Source organism: Micromonospora sp. KC721 (assembly GCF_004348355.1).
In the GTDB taxonomy this organism is placed as follows: domain Bacteria; phylum Actinomycetota; class Actinomycetes; order Mycobacteriales; family Micromonosporaceae; genus Micromonospora.
Map to the genome: position 1 here is coordinate 1 of NZ_SMJY01000108.1, position 21011 is coordinate 21011.

Annotated in this window: 17 protein-coding genes and 3 pseudogenes; 15 read left to right on the forward strand and 5 right to left on the reverse strand. The window is 72.2% G+C overall.

Annotation, left to right across the window (positions count from 1 at the left end):
• Positions 1-619: hypothetical protein (locus E1182_RS31695; protein ID WP_371687563.1), on the forward strand; the 619-nt coding region annotated here is incomplete at its 5' end.
• Between the two features lie 37 nt (positions 620-656).
• Here the strand turns inward: E1182_RS31695 and lexA are convergent.
• Positions 657-1439 (reverse strand): transcriptional repressor LexA, encoded by a 783-nt coding sequence (gene lexA / locus E1182_RS18545; protein WP_132266959.1) that lies wholly within the window; start codon positions 1437-1439, stop codon positions 657-659.
• Positions 1440-2008: 569 nt separating this feature from the next.
• Between lexA and nrdR the strand changes: the two genes are divergently transcribed.
• The 6 genes and pseudogenes from nrdR (at position 2009) to E1182_RS18565 (ending at position 7993) form a co-directional block, all read left to right on the forward strand.
• Positions 2009-2491: a transcriptional regulator NrdR gene (nrdR, locus tag E1182_RS18550; RefSeq protein ID WP_132266961.1), complete on the forward strand. Its 483-nt coding sequence runs from the start codon at positions 2009-2011 to the stop codon at positions 2489-2491.
• A gap of 64 nt (positions 2492-2555) precedes the next feature.
• A pseudogene (locus tag E1182_RS33025) lies at positions 2556-3029 on the forward strand (vitamin B12-dependent ribonucleotide reductase); the annotation flags it as partial.
• 9 nt (positions 3030-3038) lie between these two features.
• Positions 3039-3911 (forward strand): annotated as a pseudogene (locus E1182_RS33030) (LAGLIDADG family homing endonuclease); the annotation flags it as partial.
• Positions 3912-4088: 177 nt separating this feature from the next.
• A pseudogene (locus E1182_RS33035) lies at positions 4089-6515 on the forward strand (vitamin B12-dependent ribonucleotide reductase); the annotation flags it as partial.
• A 265-nt stretch (positions 6516-6780) separates the two neighbouring features.
• Positions 6781-6996: a YciI family protein gene (locus E1182_RS18560; RefSeq protein WP_371687564.1), complete on the forward strand. Its 216-nt coding sequence runs from the start codon at positions 6781-6783 to the stop codon at positions 6994-6996.
• 61 nt (positions 6997-7057) lie between these two features.
• Positions 7058-7993 (forward strand): DUF2332 domain-containing protein, encoded by a 936-nt coding sequence (locus tag E1182_RS18565; RefSeq protein ID WP_132266964.1) that lies wholly within the window; start codon positions 7058-7060, stop codon positions 7991-7993.
• 87 nt (positions 7994-8080) lie between these two features.
• On the opposite strand, the gene E1182_RS18570 is transcribed toward E1182_RS18565, so the two are convergent.
• A complete protein-coding gene (locus tag E1182_RS18570) occupies positions 8081-8398 on the reverse strand; it encodes a TraR/DksA C4-type zinc finger protein (RefSeq protein WP_132266966.1) in 318 nt (105 codons plus the stop codon).
• A gap of 753 nt (positions 8399-9151) precedes the next feature.
• Here E1182_RS18570 and E1182_RS18575 point away from each other — a divergent pair.
• The 4 genes from E1182_RS18575 to E1182_RS18590 all read left to right on the forward strand — a co-directional run bounded on the left by E1182_RS18575 (position 9152) and on the right by E1182_RS18590 (position 12871).
• Positions 9152-10357, forward strand: coding sequence for an MFS transporter (locus E1182_RS18575; protein ID WP_132266969.1), 1206 nt, complete (start codon positions 9152-9154; stop codon positions 10355-10357).
• Positions 10358-10594: 237 nt separating this feature from the next.
• Positions 10595-10837: a DUF5522 domain-containing protein gene (locus E1182_RS18580; protein ID WP_132266972.1), complete on the forward strand. Its 243-nt coding sequence runs from the start codon at positions 10595-10597 to the stop codon at positions 10835-10837.
• A 107-nt stretch (positions 10838-10944) separates the two neighbouring features.
• Positions 10945-12213 (forward strand): MFS transporter, encoded by a 1269-nt coding sequence (locus E1182_RS18585; protein ID WP_165942654.1) that lies wholly within the window; start codon positions 10945-10947, stop codon positions 12211-12213.
• 115 nt (positions 12214-12328) lie between these two features.
• Positions 12329-12871, forward strand: a complete 543-nt coding sequence (locus E1182_RS18590; protein ID WP_132266976.1) for a hypothetical protein — start codon at positions 12329-12331, stop codon at positions 12869-12871.
• A gap of 63 nt (positions 12872-12934) precedes the next feature.
• Here E1182_RS18590 and E1182_RS18595 read toward each other — a convergent pair whose 3' ends face one another.
• Positions 12935-13618, reverse strand: coding sequence for a metal-dependent transcriptional regulator (locus tag E1182_RS18595; RefSeq protein WP_132266978.1), 684 nt, complete (start codon positions 13616-13618; stop codon positions 12935-12937).
• Positions 13619-13783: 165 nt separating this feature from the next.
• Between E1182_RS18595 and E1182_RS18600 the strand changes: the two genes are divergently transcribed.
• The 3 genes from E1182_RS18600 to E1182_RS18610 are packed head-to-tail and all read left to right on the forward strand — an operon-like array spanning position 13784 to position 18452.
• A complete protein-coding gene (locus tag E1182_RS18600) occupies positions 13784-14641 on the forward strand; it encodes a sulfurtransferase (RefSeq protein ID WP_132266980.1) in 858 nt (285 codons plus the stop codon).
• Positions 14642-14688: 47 nt separating this feature from the next.
• Positions 14689-15870 (forward strand): acetoin utilization protein AcuC, encoded by a 1182-nt coding sequence (locus tag E1182_RS18605; protein WP_132266983.1) that lies wholly within the window; start codon positions 14689-14691, stop codon positions 15868-15870.
• A gap of 26 nt (positions 15871-15896) precedes the next feature.
• Entirely contained in the window at positions 15897-18452 is a 2556-nt protein-coding gene (locus tag E1182_RS18610) for a bifunctional GNAT family N-acetyltransferase/acetate--CoA ligase family protein (RefSeq protein ID WP_132266985.1), read from the forward strand.
• Between the two features lie 35 nt (positions 18453-18487).
• On the opposite strand, the gene E1182_RS18615 is transcribed toward E1182_RS18610, so the two are convergent.
• Both E1182_RS18615 and sigB read right to left on the reverse strand, forming a co-directional pair.
• Entirely contained in the window at positions 18488-18895 is a 408-nt protein-coding gene (locus E1182_RS18615; RefSeq protein WP_132266987.1) for a VOC family protein, read from the reverse strand.
• A 92-nt stretch (positions 18896-18987) separates the two neighbouring features.
• The gene (gene sigB / locus E1182_RS18620) at positions 18988-20004 is read right to left on the reverse strand and encodes an RNA polymerase sigma factor SigB (protein ID WP_371687565.1); all 1017 of its coding nucleotides are present in this window, start codon (positions 20002-20004) and stop codon (positions 18988-18990) included.
• 215 nt (positions 20005-20219) lie between these two features.
• On the opposite strand from sigB, the gene E1182_RS18625 reads away from it, so the two are divergent.
• The gene (locus E1182_RS18625) at positions 20220-21008 is read left to right on the forward strand and encodes a sporulation protein (protein ID WP_132266990.1); all 789 of its coding nucleotides are present in this window, start codon (positions 20220-20222) and stop codon (positions 21006-21008) included.
• Positions 21009-21011: the final 3 nt, after the last annotated feature.

A 21011-nucleotide genomic window follows, 5' to 3' on the forward strand; every position in this document is an offset into this window, starting at 1 on the left:
GTCTACGGCGGAGGCCGCCCGGCGGGTGGCGCCGTCTACGGCGGAGCGCCAGTCGGGGCTGCCCAGAACGGCGCCGCACCGCGTGGTGGTGCGCCGGCTGGTCCGCCGGCGGGCGGGTCGCGTGGTGGTCCGCCGGGTGCGGGGCCGCGAGGCGGGGCGCCGGGAGGCGTGCCACGGGGTGCACCGGCCGGTCCCCCCGGTGCCGGGCCGCGTGGTGGTGCGCCGGCCGGTCCCCCCGGTGCCGGGCCGCGTGGTGGTGCGCCGGCCGGTCCGCCCGGTGCGGTGCCGCATGGTGGTCCACCCGGAGGTGTGCCGCGCGGTGGCGCCGGGCCCGCCGGTCCGATGGGCGGTGCGCCACGTGGGGGTGCCCCCCGGGCGGGTGGGCCGGCAGTGCCCCGTGGTGGCGTCCCCGGCGGCGGGGTCTACGGCGGCCGGGCCGAACCGCCACGCCGTGGGCCGGACCCCCGGGATCCGCGTTCCGGCCCGCGCCGCGACGGCGGACCGGACGACCGACGCGCCGGCCCTTACGAACAGCCCCCCGGCCGGGAGCACCGGGGCGAGCGGTACTGAGCCCACGACCGGCGACGGAGTGACCGTGGCCGGGCAGCTCGCCCGGTGACCGGGCTGGTGCGGTCACCGGCCAGTCGGGTCGAAGATCAGATTCGGCGGAGCACCGCGACGACCCGGCCCATGATGGTGGCATCGTCGCCCGGAATGGGGTCGAAGGCGGGGTTCTGCGGCATCAGCCAGACGTGCCCGTCGCGCCGCCGGTAGGTCTTGACGGTGGCCTCACCGTCGAGCATCGCCGCGACGATCTCCCCGGAGTCGGCGGTCGGTTGCTGGCGAACCACCACCCAGTCGCCGTCACAGATCGCCGCGTCGAGCATCGAGTCGCCCTTGACCTGGAGCATGAAGACCTCCCCCTCGCCGACCAGTTCGCGGGGAAGGGGGAAGACGTCCTCGACCGCCTGCTCGGCCAGGATCGGGCCGCCGGCGGCGATCCGGCCGAGCATCGGCACGTACGCCGGGGCGGGGCGCTGGGATCGGCTGAGCTCGTCGTCGACGTCGCTTGGAGCCCGCACGTCCACCGCGCGCGGCCGGTTGGGGTCGCGGCGCAGGAAGCCCTTCTTCTCCAACTCCTTGAGCTGGTAGGCGACGCTCGACGGGGAGACCAACCCGACCGCCTCGCCGATCTCACGGACGCTCGGCGGGTAGCCCTGGCGCTCCACCCAGCCGCGGATGAACTCCAGGATCCGGCGTTGGCGGGTGGTGAGGTCGCCGGTGGTCGGGTCCGGGAAGCCGCTGACCACCGGGGTGACCGGACGGACGGCAGGTTGGGCGGCCCGGCCACGGGCGGCTCGGGGGCGCCGAGTGGCCGGCGGACCCGCCTCGACGATCGACTGCGGGTTCTTCTGCCGGCTGGCCCGGTCCTCGGTCACGTCCGTCCTCCCTGGTCGGCGCTGGGTGCCTTGGCGGCTCGTGGTGCGTACGGGGCGTCGTGTGGCCCGAACGTCACAGCTCGGGCCCGATGGTCATTGACCGTATAGGTGAGATCGGCCATTTTCAAACATCTGTACGACCCATCTCGGCGTGTCGGGGTGGAATTTCTGGAAATCCGAACGCCTGTTCTGGTAAATGGTACGCGCGGATCGAACGCTTGTTCGACCGCGTGGGGCGTTCCGGAATCCCGGCCGTTCCCGCGCCGGCCGGCTCGTGGCGGTAACCTCCCGCGGGTCGCCGCGTTGGGCCTGTCGGCGGTGTCGCCGTCGGGTGGCTGAGGTGACGCGCCGGACACGCCGTCAACTTGACCACGACCGGCCAGCGGCCTACGGTCGACCCCTAGATGTAGTAGTCACACGGGCGTAAGTAGCCTACAGGTTGGGTTCGACTACCGACCGCACTCCCGTACCGTCGTTTGACGGCGGCGGCCGGCCACGGCGGCCCCGCCGGGTCGACGCGTGCCCGGAGGCGGGCGGCCGGCACCCAGGTCGATCAAGGAGGTCAGGCGATGCGGTGTCCGTACTGCCGGCACGCCGACTCCCGCGTGGTCGACTCGCGCGAGGCCGACGACGGCCAGCTGATCCGTCGCCGCCGGTCCTGCCCGGAGTGCGGCAAGCGGTTCACCACGGTCGAGGAGGCCGTGCTCGCGGTGGTCAAGCGCAGCGGGGTGACCGAACCGTTCAGCCGGACGAAGATCATCGGCGGGGTGCGCAAGGCGTGCCAGGGTCGGCCGGTCGACGAGGACTCGATCGCGTTGCTCGCGCAGAAGGTCGAGGAGACCGTGCGGGCCAAGGGAGCCGCCGAGATCCCGAGCCACGATGTGGGGCTGGCGATCCTGGGTCCGCTGCGGGACCTGGACGAGGTGGCCTACCTGCGGTTCGCCAGCGTCTACCGGTCCTTCGACTCGCTGGCCGACTTCGAGCGCGAGATCGAGACGTTGCGGGCCGCGGCGCGGGCCCGCGAGGCCGGCACGGCCGGCCGTACCAGTTGATTTTTCGGGTTCTGACAGTTGACGACGCGCGGTGGGTGACCGTGCAGACGAGGGGGCGGATGAGATGGCGGGGGACGGCGTGACAGCGAACCGGTCGCGGGCGAAGAACGGTGCGGTGACGGGACTGAAGGTGCAGCGGGTCTGGACGACCGAGGGCGTGCACCCGTACGACGAGGTGACGTGGGAACGTCGCGACATCGTGATGACGAACTGGCGGGACGGCTCGATCAACTTCGAGCAGCGCGGGGTGGAGTTCCCCGAGTCCTGGAGCGTCAACGCGGCCAACATCGTGACCACCAAGTACTTCCGGGGCGCGGTGGGGACCCCGGAGCGCGAGTGGTCGCTCAAGCAGCTCATCGACCGGGTGGTCACCACCTACCGCAAGGCCGGTGAGGAGCACGGCTACTTCGCCACCGCCGCGGACGCCGAGGTCTTCGCCCACGAGCTGACCTGGATGCTGCTGCACCAGGCGTTCAGCTTCAACTCGCCGGTCTGGTTCAACGTCGGCACGCCGTCGCCGCAACAGGTCAGCGCCTGTCTACCGTACGACTCTCTGGTCAGCACCCCCGGCGGCCTGGTGCCGATCGGCAAGCTGGTGGAGGACGGCGCCGTCGGCGCCAAGGTGTACGACGCCAACGGCCTGACCCGGATCGTCGCCGTCAAGGCGAACGGGGTGCGCGAGGTCCTCCGGCTGCACACCAAGGCGGGCTACACCCTCGACGTCACGCCGGACCACGTGGTGTGGAAGAGCACGGGCGTCGGCACGGGCACCTGGGTCGAGGCCGGCACGCTCAACCCCGGTGACCAGCTCGAGTGGCACCGCACGTACGCATACGGCGAGAGCGAGATCGACCTGCGGGAGATCCGCGAGGCCGCGCTCGCCGGTTGGCTCCAGTCCGACGGGTTCGTGGGCCAGTACGACGAGGGCACCAACCGGTCGCTGACCATCGAGGCGATCACCGTCAACGACGACGAGCTGGACTGGGTCACCGTCGCGCTCGACCAGGTCTTCCCCGGCGCGCACCGACACGAGCGCCCGGTGGCGACGCAGAGCAACGCGCTGGACTGCCGCCGTACCCGCCTCTACGGCGAGCACCTGCGCCCCTTCGTGGACAGGTGGGACCTGCTGACCCGCGGCGTCGAGATGGAGGTGCCGCAGCGGCTGTTCGCCGCCCCGCTGCCGGTGGTCGCGGCGTACCTGCGCAGCATCTTCCAGGCCGAGGGCTACGTCGCCGAGCGCGAGCACTCGACACTCGTCGCGGCTGACATGATCTCGGAGAAGCTGATCCGGGGCGTGCAGAGCCTGCTGCTGCGATTCGGGATCTTCTCCCGCGTCTCGTACAAGTCGGATCCGCGGGCGGACCGCAAGGGTTGCTGGACCGTCCGGATCCAGAACGACGGCGACCGCGACCTCTTCGCCACCCACATCGGGTTCGTCGGCGCGGAGAAGATGGCCAAGCTGGAAGCCGGCTTCGCGAAGGCGGGCCGCCCCGCCGGCGAGGTCAAGCGGCTGGAGATCGACCGCATCGAGCCGCTCGGCGCGATGGAGGTCTACGACATCCAAACCGAGAGCGGCGAGTTCCTGGCCGGCAACCTCCGGGTCCACAACTGCTTCATCCTGGCCGTCGACGACTCGATGGACTCCATCCTCGACTGGTACAAGGAGGAGGGGCTGATCTTCAAGGGCGGCTCCGGCTCCGGGGTCAACCTGTCCCGGATCCGCTCCTCCCGGGAACTGCTCTCCTCCGGTGGCACCGCCTCCGGCCCGGTCAGCTTCATGCGCGGCGCGGACGCCTCCGCCGGCACCATCAAGTCCGGCGGCGCCACCCGCCGTGCGGCCAAGATGGTCATCCTCGACGTGGACCACCCGGACATCGAGGAGTTCGTGGTCACCAAGGCGCGCGAGGAGGACAAGATCCGCGCGCTGCGCGACGCCGGCTTCGACATGGACCTGGGCGGCGCCGACATCGTCAGCGTGCAGTACCAGAACGCCAACAACTCGGTCCGGGTCTCCGACGAGTTCATGACGGCGGTGGAGAGCGGCGGCGGCTTCGACCTGCGCGGCCGGCTCGACGGGCAGACGATCGAGACGATCGACGCCAAGAAGCTGTTCCGTACCATCGCCCAGGCGGCCTGGGAGTGCGCCGACCCGGGCCTCCAGTACGACGACACCATCAACGACTGGCACACCTGCCCGGAGACCGGCCGAATCACCGCGTCGAACCCGTGCTCGGAGTACCTGCACCTGGACAACTCCTCGTGCAACCTGGCCTCGCTGAACCTGATGAAGTTCCTCCGCGCCGACGGCGGCTTCGAGGTGGAGAAGTTCGTCCGCAGCGTCGAACTGGTCATCACCGCGATGGACATCTCCATCTGCTTCGCCGACTTCCCGACCCAGAAGATCGGCGAGACCACCCGCGCCTACCGGCAGCTCGGCATCGGGTACGCCAACCTCGGCGCGCTGCTGATGGCCTCGGGCCTGCCGTACGACTCGGAGCAGGGCCGTTCGGTCTCCGCGGCGATCACCTCGCTGATGACCGGCACCGCCTACCGCCGCTCCGCGGAGCTGGCCGGCATCGTCGGCGCGTACGACGGCTACGCCCGCAACGCCGAGCCGCACAAGCGGGTCATGCGCAAGCACGCCGCCGCCAACGACGCCATCAAGCCGGCCGGCACGGTCGCCACCGCCGTCCAGCGGGAGGCCACCAAGCAGTGGACCGAGGGCAACAAGATCGGCGACAAGTTCGGCTGGCGCAATTCCCAAGCCTCAGTGCTGGCTCCCACGGGAACCATCGGTTTGATGATGGATTGTGACACCACGGGCGTCGAGCCCGATCTGGCGCTGGTCAAGTTCAAGAAGCTGGTCGGCGGCGGCTCGATGCAGATCGTCAACCAGACCGTGCCGCGTGCCCTGCGCAGCCTCGGCTACCCCGAGGAGCAGGTCGAGGCCATCGTCGAGCACATCGCCGACCACGGCCACGTGGTCGACGCCCCCGGCCTGAAGCCGGAGCACTACCCGGTCTTCGACTGCGCGATGGGTGAGCGGTCCATCGCGCCGATGGGCCACGTGCGGATGATGGCGGCCGTCCAGCCGTTCATCTCCGGCGCTATCTCCAAGACGGTCAACATGCCGGAGGCGGCCACCGTCGAGGACGTCGAGAAGATCTACTTCGAGGGCTGGAAACTCGGCCTCAAGGCGCTGGCGATCTACCGGGACAACTGCAAGGTCGGCCAGCCGCTGTCGGCGGCCAAGCCGAACAAGGCCAGCCTGCCGGCGGCCACCGAAACGGCCGCCGTCGAGCCGGTGGTGGAGAAGGTCGTCGAGTACCGGCCGGTGCGCAAGCGGCTGCCGAAGAAGCGTCCGTCGCAGACGGTCAGCTTCTCCGTCGGCGGTGCCGAGGGCTACCTCACCGCCTCGTCGTACCCGGACGACGGCCTCGGCGAGGTCTTCCTCAAGATGTCGAAGCAGGGCTCGACCCTGGCCGGCGTGATGGACGCCTTCTCGGTGGCCATCTCCATCGGTCTGCAGTACGGGGTGCCGCTGGAGACGTACGTCAGCAAGTTCACCAACATGCGCTTCGAGCCGGCCGGGATGACCGACGACCCGGACGTGCGGATGGCCGCCTCGGTGATGGACTACATCTTCCGTCGTCTGGCGCTGGACTTCCTGCCGTACGAGCGTCGCGCCGAACTGGGCATCTTCACCGCCAAGGAGCGGGCGGCCCAGCTGCGGGCCGAGGCGGAGGCGGAGAGCGCCGGCACCGACCTGACCGCGATGGCGTCCTCGGCTCCCGTCGAGGCGCCGGAGCCGAAGACCGGCCCGGTCGCGCAGCCGGCCCAGGAGGTCGCCAACGTGGCCGCCGCCACGCCGGCACCGGCCGTGGGTTCCTCCACCGAACTGCTGGAGGCGGTCATCGGCAAGGCCGCCGACGCGCCGCTCTGCTTCACCTGCGGGACGAAGATGCGTCCGGCCGGTAGCTGCTACGTCTGCGAGGGCTGCGGCTCCACCAGCGGCTGCAGCTGAACCGGGAAGCTCCTTCGCGTAGTTCGTAGGAGGACGCACCACGACGGATGCCTTCCGCCCGAATCGGGCGGGAGGCATCCGTCGTCTGGGTCAGACCGTGTTTCAGAAGTGGATCAGCAGGTGTCATGATGTGCCGTTCGCCCGGGGAGGTGAAGGGACTCGGATGGTGCACCTGCTGTTCCTGCGGTACACGGGGTCGGAACAGGAGGCGGCACCGTTCGTCGCCGGTCATGTCCTCTTCTTGGAGCGCTAGCACCAAACGGGGGTGTTCTTGGTGTCCGGGCAGGCGGTGCCCTCGGTGGAGGGCGGTGCCATCGTGGCCTGCGCCGTCGATCGTGCAGCAGTCGAGCGGATTCTTGCGGAGGACCCGTTCGTCGTGGCGGGGGTCGCGAAGTACACGGTTACCACGATCGAACCGGGGCGGGTTCACCCGGCACTGGCGGGCAGCCTTCAGGTCAGCGGCTCGCGGGTACGCGGCTGACGCCGACTACAGCCATCTGTCGATCATGGACAACGTCAGGCGTGGCCGCGATCATCGGCAGATGGCGACTGCTGGGAGCTACGCCGAGTTCGGTACCCGTGAGGCGCACGGGGTGTCGCCGACGTACGAATGCCTGTCCCTCGCAGTCTCCCGGGACGACGAGCTACTCACGCTCGTTGAGACGCTCCCTCCCGACAAGCGGCAGCCGAACCTGCTCTTCGGCGTCGTCCGGCTGCTCGGCGGGCCGGTGCACGACCCGGCCGCGTTCCGCGACTTCACGGTGGCGAACTGGCCGGCGGTCGAGACGGAACTGCACGCCCGGGCCACCCAGACGAACGAGCCGGGGCGGTGTGCCGTACTGCTGCCGGTGCTCGCCGCGTTGCCGCAGCCGCTCGCGCTGCTGGAGGTCGGCGCGTCGGCCGGGCTCTGTCTCTACCCCGACCGGTACGCCTACCGCTACGGCGATCACCTGCTCGGCGCGGGCGCACCGGTCCTCACGTGCGCGGTCACCGGAATGGCACCCCCGAGCCGCCTACCCGAGGTGGCATGGCGGGCCGGCCTGGACCTGAATCCGCTCGACATCACCGATCCCGTTGACGTCGACTGGCTCGACGCGCTCATCTGGCCGGAGCACGAGCATCGCCGTGCCCGGCTTCGCGCGGCGGCGGCTGTCGCTACGGCCGAGCCGCCGCTGCTGGTTCGCGGCGACCTGGTGGACGACCTGCCGGCGCTGGCCGCGCGGGCGCCGGCCGGGGCGACGCTGGTGGTGTTCCACACCTCCGTGCTCTACCAGGTGCCCGCTCCACGGCGGGAGGCGTTCGCCGAGGTGGTGGGCGGACTGCCCGGGCACTGGATGTCGAACGAGGCCCCGGAGGTGCTGACCCACGACGCGCTGCCGGAGCCGCCGGGCGAGGCGTTGTACAACGTGCTGGCGCTCGACGGACAGCCGCTCGCCTGGACCCGCCCACACGGGCAGGCGATGACCTGGTTCGGCTGACCTGGACTCTCCGGGTGCCGCAGCAATCGGCCCAATCCCGTATGGGCGTGGGCTGCCGTGTCGGTTCGGCAGCCCACGCCCCGTACGTCAGTGCTGCTTCTGCTGGCAGGACACGCAGAACCGGGCGTGCGGCAGCACCTCCAGCCGTTCCTGCGGGATCGGCGCGGCGCACCGCTCACAGATCCCGTACCGGCCCTCGGCGATGCGCCGCAGCGCCCCGGTGATCTGCTCCAGGCTGTGCCTGGTCTCGGCGACCAGGGCGTCCCGGGTGTAGGCCTCGGCCGGATCACCGGTGTCGGCGGTGAGTTCGGTCAGCCGGGCGGTGTGCCTGTCGAAGTCGGACGTCAGGGTCGACCGCAGTTCGTCGATCCGGTTCTGCTGGCCCGGCTGGGTGTGGGTGGTCATGGCGTAGCTCCTCGGAAAAGAAAAAGGCCGAAGCTGTGAAAGCTTCGCCCTGGTGGCCGTTCACATGGTGTGCACCGGATCCAGGAGGGCTACGTCCCGCGGGGCTCGGCAGTCCTGGGGCGACCGAGCCGTCGCGCGACGGCGCGACCGCGACGCGCACGACGCGGGTCGCCACGGTGACCGGCAGGGTCGGCCGGCGGACAGCAGCGGGCGCCGCCGTCGCGGTGACGGCGGGCCTCTCCTGCTGTCCGGACGAACGCATCCGGCCACCATAGGCCGGGCCGACCGGAAAGCCAACGCCTTTGGCTCGCGGTCGCGTCCGCCCGTCCATCGTGCGCAGCTCGGCATCGAAATGGCGGTGCGGTTCGCCGTCTACTGGTGCCAGTCGAGGCTGCCGCCGGGGCCCTCGAAGAACCGTCCAGCGACACGCTCATGGGTACAACCGTTCTTCCCCCGCTGGCGAGACCAACCGCAACGATGAACTGTCCGGGCGAAGCGCACTCCCGATCGCCGATCGAGCGAGCGCCGAGCGGGAAGGTTCTGCACGGCTGGGTCCGTCTCGGCTATCCTGCGTCGACGGCTGTCGATAGTTGGGGGTTGGCATGCGCCTCATCAAGGTCACGGTCACCGCTTCGCCGCGAGAGCACACCGCGCGTTAGTCGGTTCACCGTCGGGCTCGCCCACGGTGCGGTGCTCCTCGCCGCGAAGCGGTCGCTCACGCGACGACCGTTTCCCCTTGCTCGAGGAGCTATTTTGCGTGCCCTTGTTTCCGCGCGTCTCGGTGCGGACTTCACCAAACTCTGGACCGCCTCGGCCGTTTCCAACATCGGTGACGGAGTCACCATGGTGGCCGGCCCGCTACTGGTCGCCTCCATCACCACCGACCCGGCACTCATCGGCGGCGCCGTCTTCGTCCAACAACTACCCTGGCTACTGTTCGCCCTGATCAGCGGCGCCTACGTCGACCGTCTCGACCGTCGCAAGCTGGTTGTCACCGTCAACACACTGCGCGCGGTGTCGCTCGCCGCGCTGACCGTCGCCGTCGCCACCGACACCGTCACGGTCGGCGTGGTCTACACGGTGTTCTTTCTCCTCGGCACCGGGGAGACCCTGGCCGACACCGCCTCCGGCGCGTTCCTGCCCGCCATCGTGGCACCGGACCGGCTGGTCACCGCCAACGCCCGGTTGATGGCGACCTTCACCATCGCCAACCAGTTCGTCGCCAAACCGCTGGGTGCGTGGCTGTTCGTGATCGCCGCCGCCGTGCCTTTCGGCGTCAACGCGCTGACCTTCGCCGTGGCCGCAGCACTGGTGGCGACGATCAGACCAATCCCCGCGCTCCCGCCCACACCACGCGGGAGCCTGCACACGGAGATCGCCGACGGTGTTCGCTGGCTCTGGGAACATCGCCTGCTCCGCACCCTCGCGGTGAGCATGGGACTGGCGAACGTCGCGTTCTGCGCCGCCTTCGCCACCCTGATCCTCTACGCCCGGCAACGGCTGGGCCTATCCGACATCGGCTACGGCTTCCTGCTCACCACCTTCGCCATCGGCGGGCTGCTCGGCACCGCGCTCGCGCCGCGGCTGCAAGAGATTGTCGGGGCCAGCATCCTGCTCCGCGCCGGCCTCGTCGTCGAGGTCATCACCCACACCACCCTGGCGACCACCACGACCCCACTGGTCGCCGCCGCCATCCTGATCGTCTTTGGGATCCACACCATGGTCTGGGGCGTCATCCTGGTGACCCTGCGCCAACGCGTCGTGCCGCAGAACCTGCTGGGTCGGGTCGGCAGCGTCCACTCGCTGCTCGATCTCGGCGGCGCGGCCCTTGGTTCACTCATCGGCGGCACCCTCGCCAGCGTCTGGGGGCTCACCACACCATTCTGGATCGCCGCCGCCGTGATGACGCTCATCGCCACCGCCGCCTGGCGACCGCTGCGTCAGGCATCAGCCGCCTGACTCATCCCTCGGGTTCCGCCTGGCCGAGCGCCTACACGCCGGGCGGGACCCGCCTACACAGCAATGCCTGCGATCTGCGCGGCGGCTGGCGGCGCCGGCGTCGACGAAGCCGGTGGCGCACCCGTTGACCCATCGCGGCGGACAGCCCACGCCTCGCCGGCGCACTACAACCAGGCGTGTGACGGCGTGACCGAGACGGGTGGCGGGAGACGGCGGTTGGCTTCGTAGACTGCGCCGGTGGGTGTGGAGCGGCGACCTCTGGCGGACCGGCCGTTGGCCGAGCCGCATCCGTCGCGGCTGTCGCCGGAGCACCCCGACCGGGAGCGGATCCTCGCGGCGCACACCGCCGCGCTCGACGCCGGGGAGGCCGGCTACCTCGACCCGGGCAGCGGGCTGTTCGTGCTCAGCGCCGGCTTCCTGGCGCGTCGGGGCACCTGCTGCGGGCGCGGCTGCCGGCACTGCCCGTACGTCGCCGACTGACGGAAAACCCGATGCCGGCCGGCGTGGCCCGGCCTAGGTTGGGCCGGCCGGGCAGGCGTCCCGGTGGTGGTGCACACGGCCGCCTGACCAACGGCGACAGGTGGGTCGTGACCGAGAGTCTCGCGCCAGAGCGCGTCAACCGGGTGCCGCTGTGGCGGAGGCGGGACTTCGCGCTGCTGTGGGGTGGCCAGACCATCGGCGAGTTCGGCATCCGGGCCAGCGCGGTGGTGGTGCCGCTGCTCGCCGCCGACACCCTGCGCGCCGGTGTGTTCCAGGTTTCCCTGCTGACCGCGGCGGCCTGGCTGCCGTACCTGTTCTTCTCGCTTCCCGCCGGGCTGGTCGCCGACCGGTTCGACCAGCGACGTCTGATGATCTGCTGTGACCTCGGCCGGGCCGCGCTGCTGGCCTCGGTGCCGGCGGTCGCCCTGGTCGGTCGGCTCACCCTGCCCTTCCTGTACGTGGTGGTCGGGCTCAACGGGGTGCTCACGGTCTTCTTCACCGTCGCGTACAAGAGCCTGCTGCCCCGGCTGGTATCGGCGGACCGGCTGATCGAGGGCAACGCCCGGCTCACAGTCAGCGAGGACGCCGCCCAACTGGTCGGGCCGGCGGTCGGCGGGGCGCTGGCCGGGGTGGTCGGCGGTGGTCGTACCCTGCTCGGCACCACGCTCGCCTTCCTGGTCAGCGCGGTGACGTTGGGGCTGATCCGGCCACCCGCACCGGCGCGCCCGGTCTCCGGGCGGCCGGTGCCGGCGAGGGTCGCCGTCACCGAGGGGCTCGGGTTCGTTCGCGGGCACCCCATCCTGTTGGCGACCCTGCTCTGCGCCACCATGTCGAACTTCTTCGGCGTGGCCACCACCGCGCTGGAGGTGCCCTACCTGCTGCGGGAGTTGCACGCCGCCCCGGCCGTGGTGGGCGTGGTCGTCTCCGCCGGGGCGGTCGGCGGCCTGCTCGCCGGGGCGCTGGCCGACCGGATCGCCGCCCGGGTCGGCTCGGCCCGGTTGATCTGGGTGGCGATGGCTGTCCCGGGGCCGCTCTACCTGCTCATGCCGGCCGCCCGGCCGGGCTGGGGCCTGCTGCTGTACGCCGTCGGGCTGGCCGCGTACTCCGCCAACGGGGTGCTGTTCAACGTGGCCCTGGTGTCGTACCGGCAGCGGGTCACCCCGCCGGAGCTGCTCGGTCGGGTGACCGCCGCGTTCGTGTGGATCTGTTTCGGGGTGGTGCCGTTCGGCGCGCTCTTCGGCGGTGCGCTCGGCAGCACGTGGGGGATGCGCCCGGCGCTGGTGGTGACCGCCCTGGGCACGTGGAGCGCCGCCCTGTTCGTGGTCGGCTCGCCGCTGCGGACGATGCGCGACCTGCCTCCGTCTCATCCGGGATGACCGTCGGGTGAGGAGCCGGGGGAGGGGCTTCCGTGCCGGCGGGCTTGCCCGTACGGTGTCCGTCGGACGTTCCGGGCGGACGTCCCGTCCCGCCGTCGATCACGGAGGTTCCCCCGTGCGCACCCGGCTCTGCCTTGCCGTCTCGGCTGTCCTGCTGACCGCCACGGGGTGCGCGGACGCGCCGAGGACGGTGCCGCTGCCGCCGGTGGAGCCGCTGACCGTCGAGGTGGCCGCCGCGTCCTCCGGGGGCGCCTGCCGGCTGCTGGACTTCGCCGTGATCGAGGAGCACACCGGGGTCCGGTTCGACGTGGCGGCGGCCGGCGACCGGGCGGACACCCGCACCTGCGTGCTCCGCGCCGGCGACCTCACCCTGCCGGAGCTGACCCTGACCGTGACGGACACCTCGATCGATGTGCCGACGTTCAACGCCGACGTGCTGCCGAAAGGGGCGGCGAAGGTGCCGAAGCTCGGGCAGGTCGCCTACCGCCGTACGGTGACGAAGAACGGCCCGGTGGCCGAGGTGGGCTGGCTGGCCACCGAGAGCCGACTGGCCACCCTGCACTGGACCTGCGAGAAGGGCACGGCGAAAGCCGAGGTCGAGGAGCTGACCGGCAAGCTGGTCGAGCTGGCCGCGACGATCGACACCCGTTCGCTGTGACGTCGGGCCGCCGTCGACGGCGGCCCGACGTGGCTCAGCCGCCGTCGCGGCGGTTTCATGTGCTCAGTGCGCGGCGACGAAGACCCGCGAGGCGACCTCGCGGGGCAGCCGGATCCGTTCGCCGGAGCGGTCGATGAACACCCCGTCGCGTTCCTGCGCCACCGTGACCGTGGCCCCCGGGTCGACCCCGGCGGCGTGCAGTTGGCGCAGCACGTCCGCGTCGGTCTGCACGCTCTCGCAGATCCGCCGGACCACCACCGGGCCGGACAGGCCGGGGAAGGCGAGATTGCGCTCCGCCTCGACGGGATCGGTGTTCGGCTCCGAGCCGAGCTCCTCCAGCCCGGGGATCGGGTTGCCGTACGGCGAGCGGGTCGGCCGGTTGAGCAGGTCGTACACCCGCTTCTCGACCGCGTCGCTCATCACGTGCTCCCACCGGCAGGCCTCCTCGTGGGCCTCCTCGTAGGGCATTCCGATCACGTTGACCAGCAGCAGTTCGGCGAGGCGGTGCTTGCGCATCACGGACACGGCGGTGCTGCGCCCCAGCGGGGTCAGCGTGAGGTGCCGGTCGCCCTCGACGGTGAGCAGGCCGTCACGCTCCATTCGGGCGACGGTCTGGCTGACGGTGGGCCCGCTCTGCCGCAGCCGCTCGGCGATTCGCGCGCGCAGCGGCGGCACGCCCTCCTCCTCGAGTTCGAGGATGGTGCGAAGGTACATTTCCGTCGTATCGACCAGGTCGTGCGATTTCACCGCGTCACGACCTCCTTGCCGTCATAGTGGTTGACCGAAGAATCGGTCGTGTCCAGATCGTGCTTCACGTCAGCGGCCCTCCGGTCCACGATGCTACCCCGGCCACCCGACAAGCCCCGGCGCCGAATCGCGAGGCCGCCGCCCGGATGGTGTTGACTGGACGGCGTGTCCGAAACCGAGGTGCCGCTGGTCGAGCCCGATCGGCTCGCCGCCGAGTTGGCGCAGCCCGATCCGCCCACCCTGCTCGACGTCCGGTGGCGGCTGGCCGGCCCGCCGGGGCGGGACGACTACGCCCTCGGTCACCTGCCCGGCGGGGTCTTCGTCGACCTGGACACCGCGCTCTGCGGCCCGCCCGGCACCGCCGGCCGGCACCCGCTGCCCGACCCCCCGGCCCTGCAGACGGCGCTGCGGGCCGCCGGCGTCCGCGCCGGTCACCCCGTCGTCGTGTACGACGGCGGCGACGGGATGGCCGCCGCCCGGGCCTGGTGGACCCTGCGCTGGGCCGGCCACCGGCAGGTCCGCCTGCTGCACGGCGGCTGGCCCGCCTGGACCGCCGCCGGCCTGCCCACCTCGACCGAGACACCCGATCCGGCCCTCGGCGACGTGACCGTGCGACCCGGTGCGCTTGCGGTGCTGGACGCCGACGGCGCGGCCCGGCTCGCCGCCGCCGACGAGGGAGTCCTGCTCGACGTGCGGACCGCCCCCCGCTACCGGGGCGAGACCGAGCCGATCGACCCGGTCGCCGGGCACGTCCCCGGAGCGGTGAACCTGCCCGCTCCCGAGTACGTCACCGAGGGCCGCTTCCCGTCCGCCGAGACGCTACGGGCCCGGTTCGCCGCGGCCGGGGTGACCGCGGACGCGCCTGTCGGGGCGTACTGCGGCTCGGGGGTGACCGCCGCGCAGGCGGTGCTCGCCCTGCACCTGGCGGGGCGGCCGGACGCGGCGCTCTATGTCGGTTCCTGGAGCAACTGGGTCGCCGACCCGGACCGGCCGGTGGCCACCGGGGAGACACCGGCGCGCTGAGCCCGCGTGCCCTGGGTGGCCGACGGGGCCCGTGCGACGATGACCCCATGTCGGACGACACGCTGGTGGTGTGGGACGAATCCCTGCTCGGCTACGACCTGGGGGAGCACCCCCTCGATCCGGTCCGGGTGGAGCTGACCATGGCCCTGGCCCGGGAGTTGGGCGTGCTCGACCGGCCCGGGGTGCGGATGATCCGGCCCGAACCGGCCGACGACGCGCTGCTCTCCCGGGTACACCGGCCGGACTACCTGGACGCGGTCCGGGCCGCCCCGCACGACCCGCTCATCGCCGGGTACGGGCTGGGCACCGCCGACAACCCCGTCTTCGACCGGATGCACGAGTCCAGCGCGCTGGTCGCCGGGGCGACCGTGGCCGCCGCGGAGGCGGTGTGGCGGGGCGAGGCCCGGCGGGCGGTCAACGTGGCCGGTGGGCTGCACCACGCCATGCCGGACCGGGCCGCCGGGTTCTGCGTCTACAACGACCCGGCGGTGGCGATCGCCCGCCTGCTCGACCTCGGCGCCGAACGGGTGGCGTACGTGGATGTCGACGTGCACCACGGCGACGGCGTGCAGGAGATCTTCTACCGCGACCCGCGGGTGCTCACGGTGAGCGTGCACGAGACCCCGCTGGCGCTCTTCCCCGGCACCGGGTTCCCCGACGAGACCGGCGGCCCCGGAGCCGAGGGCACCTCGGTCAACCTGCCGCTGCCGCCGGGCGTCGACGACGTCGGCTGGCAGCGTGCCTTCCACGCCGTGGTGCCGTCGGTGCTGCGGGCATTCCGGCCGCAGATCCTCGTCACCCAGTGCGGCGCCGACGGGCACCGGGTCGACCCCCTGGCCGACCTGCACCTGTCCGTCGACGGTCAACGGGCCACCTACCTGGCGCTGCGGGCGCTCGCCGACGAACTCTGCGACGGCCGCTGGGTGGCCACCGGCGGCGGCGGGTACGCCCTGGTCGAGGTGGTGCCCCGGGCCTGGACGCACCTGCTCGCCGTCGCGGCCGGCGCGCCGGTCGACCCGGCCGCGCTGACCCCGCCGGCCTGGCGGGAACTCGCCGCGCGGCGGCGGCCCGGCCACCGGATCCCGTTGCGGATGACCGACGACGTCGACCCGACGTACCAGCCGTGGCAGCCGACCGGCGAGCCGGACTCCGTGGACCGGGCCGTCGCGGCCACCCGCAAGGCGGTGTTCCCGCTGCTCGGGCTGGACCCGTACGACCCGCGCGACTGACCGGTGAGCCGGGGGAGGGGTGAGCGGTGATTACCGTCGACCAGCCGGTGGACGTGCTGCTCAGCGACGGCAGCACCGTCCAGCTGCGGGCGATCCACCCGCAGGACGCGCCGGAAATCGTGGCGATGCACTCGCGGTTCTCCGAGCGCACCCGTTACCTGCGCTACTTCTCGCCGTACCCGCGTATCCCGGAACGCGACCTGCACCGCTTCGTCAACGTCGACCACCGCGACCGGGAGGCGTTCGTGGTGCTCGCCGGCGACCGGATCGTGGCCGTCGGGCGGTACGAGCGGCTCGGCCCGCAGGCGCCCGAGGCCGAGGTGGCGTTCGTGGTCGAGGACGCCTGGCAGGGCCGGGGAATCGGCTCGGTGCTGCTGGAACACCTGGCCGACGCGGCCAGCCGCGCCGGCATCGTCCACTTCGTCGCCGAGGTGCTGCCCGCCAACTCGGCGATGTTGCGGGTCTTCGCCGACTTCGGCTACCAGGTCCAGCGTCAGTACGCCGATGGGGTGGTGCACCTGACCTTCCCGATCGCCCCCACCGAGGCGACCCTGGCCGTGCAGCGCGGCCGGGAGCACCGTACCGAGGCGCGGTCCATCGCCCGGTTGCTCGCCCCGCGTGGCGTCGCCGTCTACGGGGCCAGCGCCACCGGCCAGGGCGTCGGTGCGGCCGTCCTCGGCCACCTGCGCGACGGCGGCTACACCGGCGCGATCGTCCCGGTTCATCCGAGCGCGGCCACCGTGGCCGGGCTGCCCGCGTACCCCTCGGCGGCCGCCGCCGGGGCGCAGCTGGACCTGGCGGTCGTCGCGGTGGCCGCCGACGCGGCGGCCGGGGTGGTCGCGGACGCGGCCGCCGCGGGGGTGCACGGCCTGGTGGTCATCTCCGCCGGCTTCGCCGAGGCCGGCGCCGAGGGGGCGGCGGCGCAGCGGGCGCTGGTCCGGGCCGCGCACGCCGCCGGCATGCGGGTGGTCGGCCCGAACTGCCTGGGAGTGGCCAACACCGCCGGGGAGGTACGGCTCAACGCCACCCTCGCCCCGGTGCTGCCCGCACCCGGCCGGGTCGGTCTGTTCAGCCAGTCCGGGGTGTTCGGGGTGGCGCTGCTCGCCGAGGCGAGGCGGCGTGGGCTGGGCCTGTCCAGTTTCGTCTCGGCCGGCAACCGGGCCGACGTCTCCGGCAACGACCTGCTGCAGTACTGGCAGGACGACCCGGGCACCGACGTGATCCTGCTGTACCTGGAGACCTTCGGCAACCCGCGCAAGTTCGCCCGGCTGGCCCGGCGGATCGGCCGGGACAAGCCGGTGGTGGCGCTCGCGTCGCTGGCCCGTCCGGCCGGCCTCGGCGACGGGCCGGCCCTGGACGAGGCGGCGGTGAGCGCGTTGTTCGCGCAGTCCGGGGTGATCCGGGTGGACACCGTCGCCGAGTTGCTCGACGTCGGCGTGCTTCTGGCCCACCAGCCGCTGCCCGCCGGTCCCCGGGTCGCGGTGGTGGGCAACTCCTCGGCGTTGACCGGGCTGGCCGCGACCGCCTGCGCCACCCAGGGGCTCAGCGTCGCCGACGGGTACCCGCGTGACGTGGGCCCGCAGGCCGGCGCGGCCGAGTTCGCCGACGCGCTGGCCGAGGCGACCGGCGACGACGGCGTCGACGCCCTGGTGGCCGTCTTCGCCCCGCCGTTGCCCGGGCAGCTCACCGTCGAGGAGGCGGACTTCACCGCCGCGCTGCCGGCCGCGCGCACCGCCGGGAAACCGGCGGTGGCGACGTTCCTCGCCGGTCGGGTGCCCGCCGGGGTGCCCGCGTACCCGAGCGTGGAGGAGGCGGTGCGGGCGCTGGGCCGGGTCACCCGGTACGCCGCCTGGTTGCGCCGTGACCCGGGCACGGCGCCCGAGGTGGCCCGGGTGGACCCCGCGGCGGGGCAGGCGGCGTTGCGCGCCGACGCCTCCGACGTGGCCGGGCTGCTCGCGGCGTACGGCATCGACCTGGTCCGGTCGGCGCCGGCGGCCACCGTGGACGAGGCGATCGCCGCCGCCGGGCGGATGGGGTGGCCGGTGGCGCTCAAGGCCGCCGACCCGGGCCTGCGGCACCGCCTCGACCTCGGTGCGGTCCGCCTCGACCTCGCCGACGAGGCGGCGCTGCGCCGTGCGTACGCCGAGATGGCCCCGGCCTTCGGCGCGGACGTGCTGGTCCAGCCGATGGTTGCACCCGGGGTGGCCTGCGTGGTCGAGCTGGTGGAGGATCCTGCGTTCGGGCCGGTGGTCGGCTTCGGTCTCGGCGGGGTCGCCACCGAACTGCTCGGTGACCGGGCCTGGCGGGCCGTGCCGTTGACCGACCGGGACGCGTTCGAACTGGTCGACGAACCCCGGGCGGCGCCGCTGCTGCGCGGGCACCGGGGAGCGGCGCCGGTCGACCGGGCGGCCCTGGCCGAGCTGCTGCTGCGCGTCGGGCGGCTCGCCGACGAGCAACCCCGGGTCCGCTCGTTGACGCTGAACCCGGTGCTGGCCCGCCCGGACGGCATCTCGGTGCTGCACGCCACCGTCCGGGTCGGCGCGGCCGGCGCCCGTCCGGACACCGGCCCGCGCCGGCTCTGACCGCGCCCGCCCGGCTCAGCTCCACGCCCGCCGGCTCAGCTCCGCGTGGATATCTGCTGGACGGCCCAGGCGTTGCCGTCGGGGTCGGTGAAGAAGACGAAGCCGACATTGTCCAGCGGGTGCGGCACCGGGCGCGGGTTCTCGCCGAGCACCCGGATCTCGCTGACCTCGACGCCGCGCTCGACCAACTCGGCCCGGGCCTGCTCCAGATCGGACACGACCAGCTGTAGGCCCTTGAGTGACCCCGGTGGCATCTGCGGCACCGCGCCCTTGCCGATCACGATGGAACAACCCGATCCCGGGGGCGTGAGCTGCACGATCCGTACGTCGTCGCCCATCCGGGTGTCGTGGTCGACGGCGAAACCGAGCCGGTCGGCGTAGAACTGTTTGGCCCGGTCGATGTCGCTGACCGGCACCACCACCACTTCCAACGTCCAGTTCATGAGCCCACCCTGCCCGAGGAGTACGACATCGCCGGGCCGACACACGGCAGTGGCCCCGGCGAACCGCCGGGGCCACCCGTTCCGAGCCGCGGTCAGCAGGCGTACGCCTCCAGCCGCTGCGCCCGCTCCGGGGCACGCAGCTTCAGCAGCGTCACCTTCTCGATCTGCCGGATCCGCTCCCGCGACAGACCGAACTCCTTACCCACCTCGTCCAGGGTGCGCTGCCGGCCGTCGTCCAGGCCGAACCGCAGCCGGATCACCGCCTGCTCCCGCTGGGAGAGGGTGGCCAGCACGATCCGCACCTCGTTGCGCAGCTCGCCGTGGGCGGCGGCGTCCCCCGGCTCCTGGCGCGGGTCCATGGCGGCGACGAAGTCGCCGAGGGCGCTCTCGCCGTCCTCGCCGACGGCCTGGTCCAGGCTCACCGGCTCCCGGTCGTACGAGATCAGCTCGATCACCTGGAACTCGGGGATCTCCATGGCGCGGGCGACCTCACCCACCGTGGGCTCCCGCCCCAGCGTCACCGACAGCTCCCGGCGAACCCGGACCATCCGGTTGACCTGCTCGACCATGTGCACCGGGATGCGGATGGTGCGGGCCTGGTCGGCCATGGCGCGGGTGATCGCCTGGCGGATCCACCAGGTGGCGTAGGTGGAGAACTTGTAGCCCTTGGCGTAGTCGAACTTCTCGACCGCCCGGATCAGGCCCAGGTTGCCCTCCTGGATCAGGTCGAGGAACGCCATGCCCCGGCCGGTGTAGCGCTTGGCGATGCTCACCACCAGGCGCAGGTTCGCCTCCAGCAGGTGGTCCTTGGCGGCGCGGCCCTGCGCCGCGATCAGCTCCAGGTCGGCCCGCAGTTCGGCGGAGACCGGGGTGCACGTCGACAGCTTCTCCTCGGCGAACAGCCCCGCCTCGATCCGCTTGGCCAGCTCGACCTCCTGGGCGGCGGTGAGCAGCTTCGTCCGGCCGATGCCGTTGAGGTACGCCCGGACCAGGTCGGTGGAGACGCCCCGCTCGTCGGTGGCGTCGAGGTCGGCGAGGGTCTGCGCATTGTGCTCGGCGTCGACGGCGGCGGCCGGGCGCGTCTGGTGTTCGATCATCTGCAGGGCCATCTCTGTTTCTCCCCGTATCCGCTTCTGTGCCGCGTACCGGCCTGGTGGCGCCGGTGATGAACAGCTTTCCAACCGGGACGTGAAACGGGAGTGAGGCGATCGGGGACCCGACAGCAGTTCGGTCGGGTGTGCTGCGTCACATTCGTTGCGGGTGGCGGTTACGGTGCCGCCAGCGGTCGGCCATCGGGCCGGCGACGACAGACTCGGAGGACGCGGTGGTCTTCAAACGGCTCATGCAGGCGATGGGGGTGGGCGGCCCCTCGGTGGAGACCGTGCTGGCCAACCCGCACTGCCGTCCGGGCGGGCAGTTGGAGGGGCGGATCCAGGTGGCCGGCGGCGACCACGACGTGGACATCTCCTACGTGGCGCTCGGCCTCGTCACCCGGGTCGAGGTGGAGAGTGCCGACTCCGAGTACCACACCGACCAGGAGTTCGGTCGCCACCAGGTCACCGGGCCGTTCCGGCTGGCGGCCGGGCAGCGGTACGACATTCCGTTCCGCTTCGAGGTGCCGTGGGAGACGCCCCTGACCGACCTGTACGGCCGGCGCCTGCCGGGGATGACCATGGGGCTGCGTACCGAGTTGGAGGTGGCGCGGTCGGTGGACTCCGGTGACCTGGACGCGGTGTCGGTGCATCCGCTGCCGGCCCAGGAACGGCTGCTGGAGGCGCTGCTGCGGCTGGGTTTCCGGTTCGCCCGGGCCGACGTCGAGCGGGGACACCTCTACGGCGTACGGCAGAGCCTGCCGTTCTACCAGGAGATCGAGTTCTTCCCGGCTCCTCGCTACGCCGGGGTGATCAACCAGCTCGAGCTGACCTTCGTCACCGGGCCGGCGCAGACCCAGGTCGTGCTGGAGCTCGACAAGCGGGGCGGCGTCTTCACCGAGGGGCGGGACGTCTTCGGCCGGTTCACGGTCGACCACGCCACCCTCGACACGGTCGACTGGGCCGCCCAGCTCGAAACCTGGCTCCACACCTCCCTGACCCGCCGCGGCCTCTTCTCCTGACCC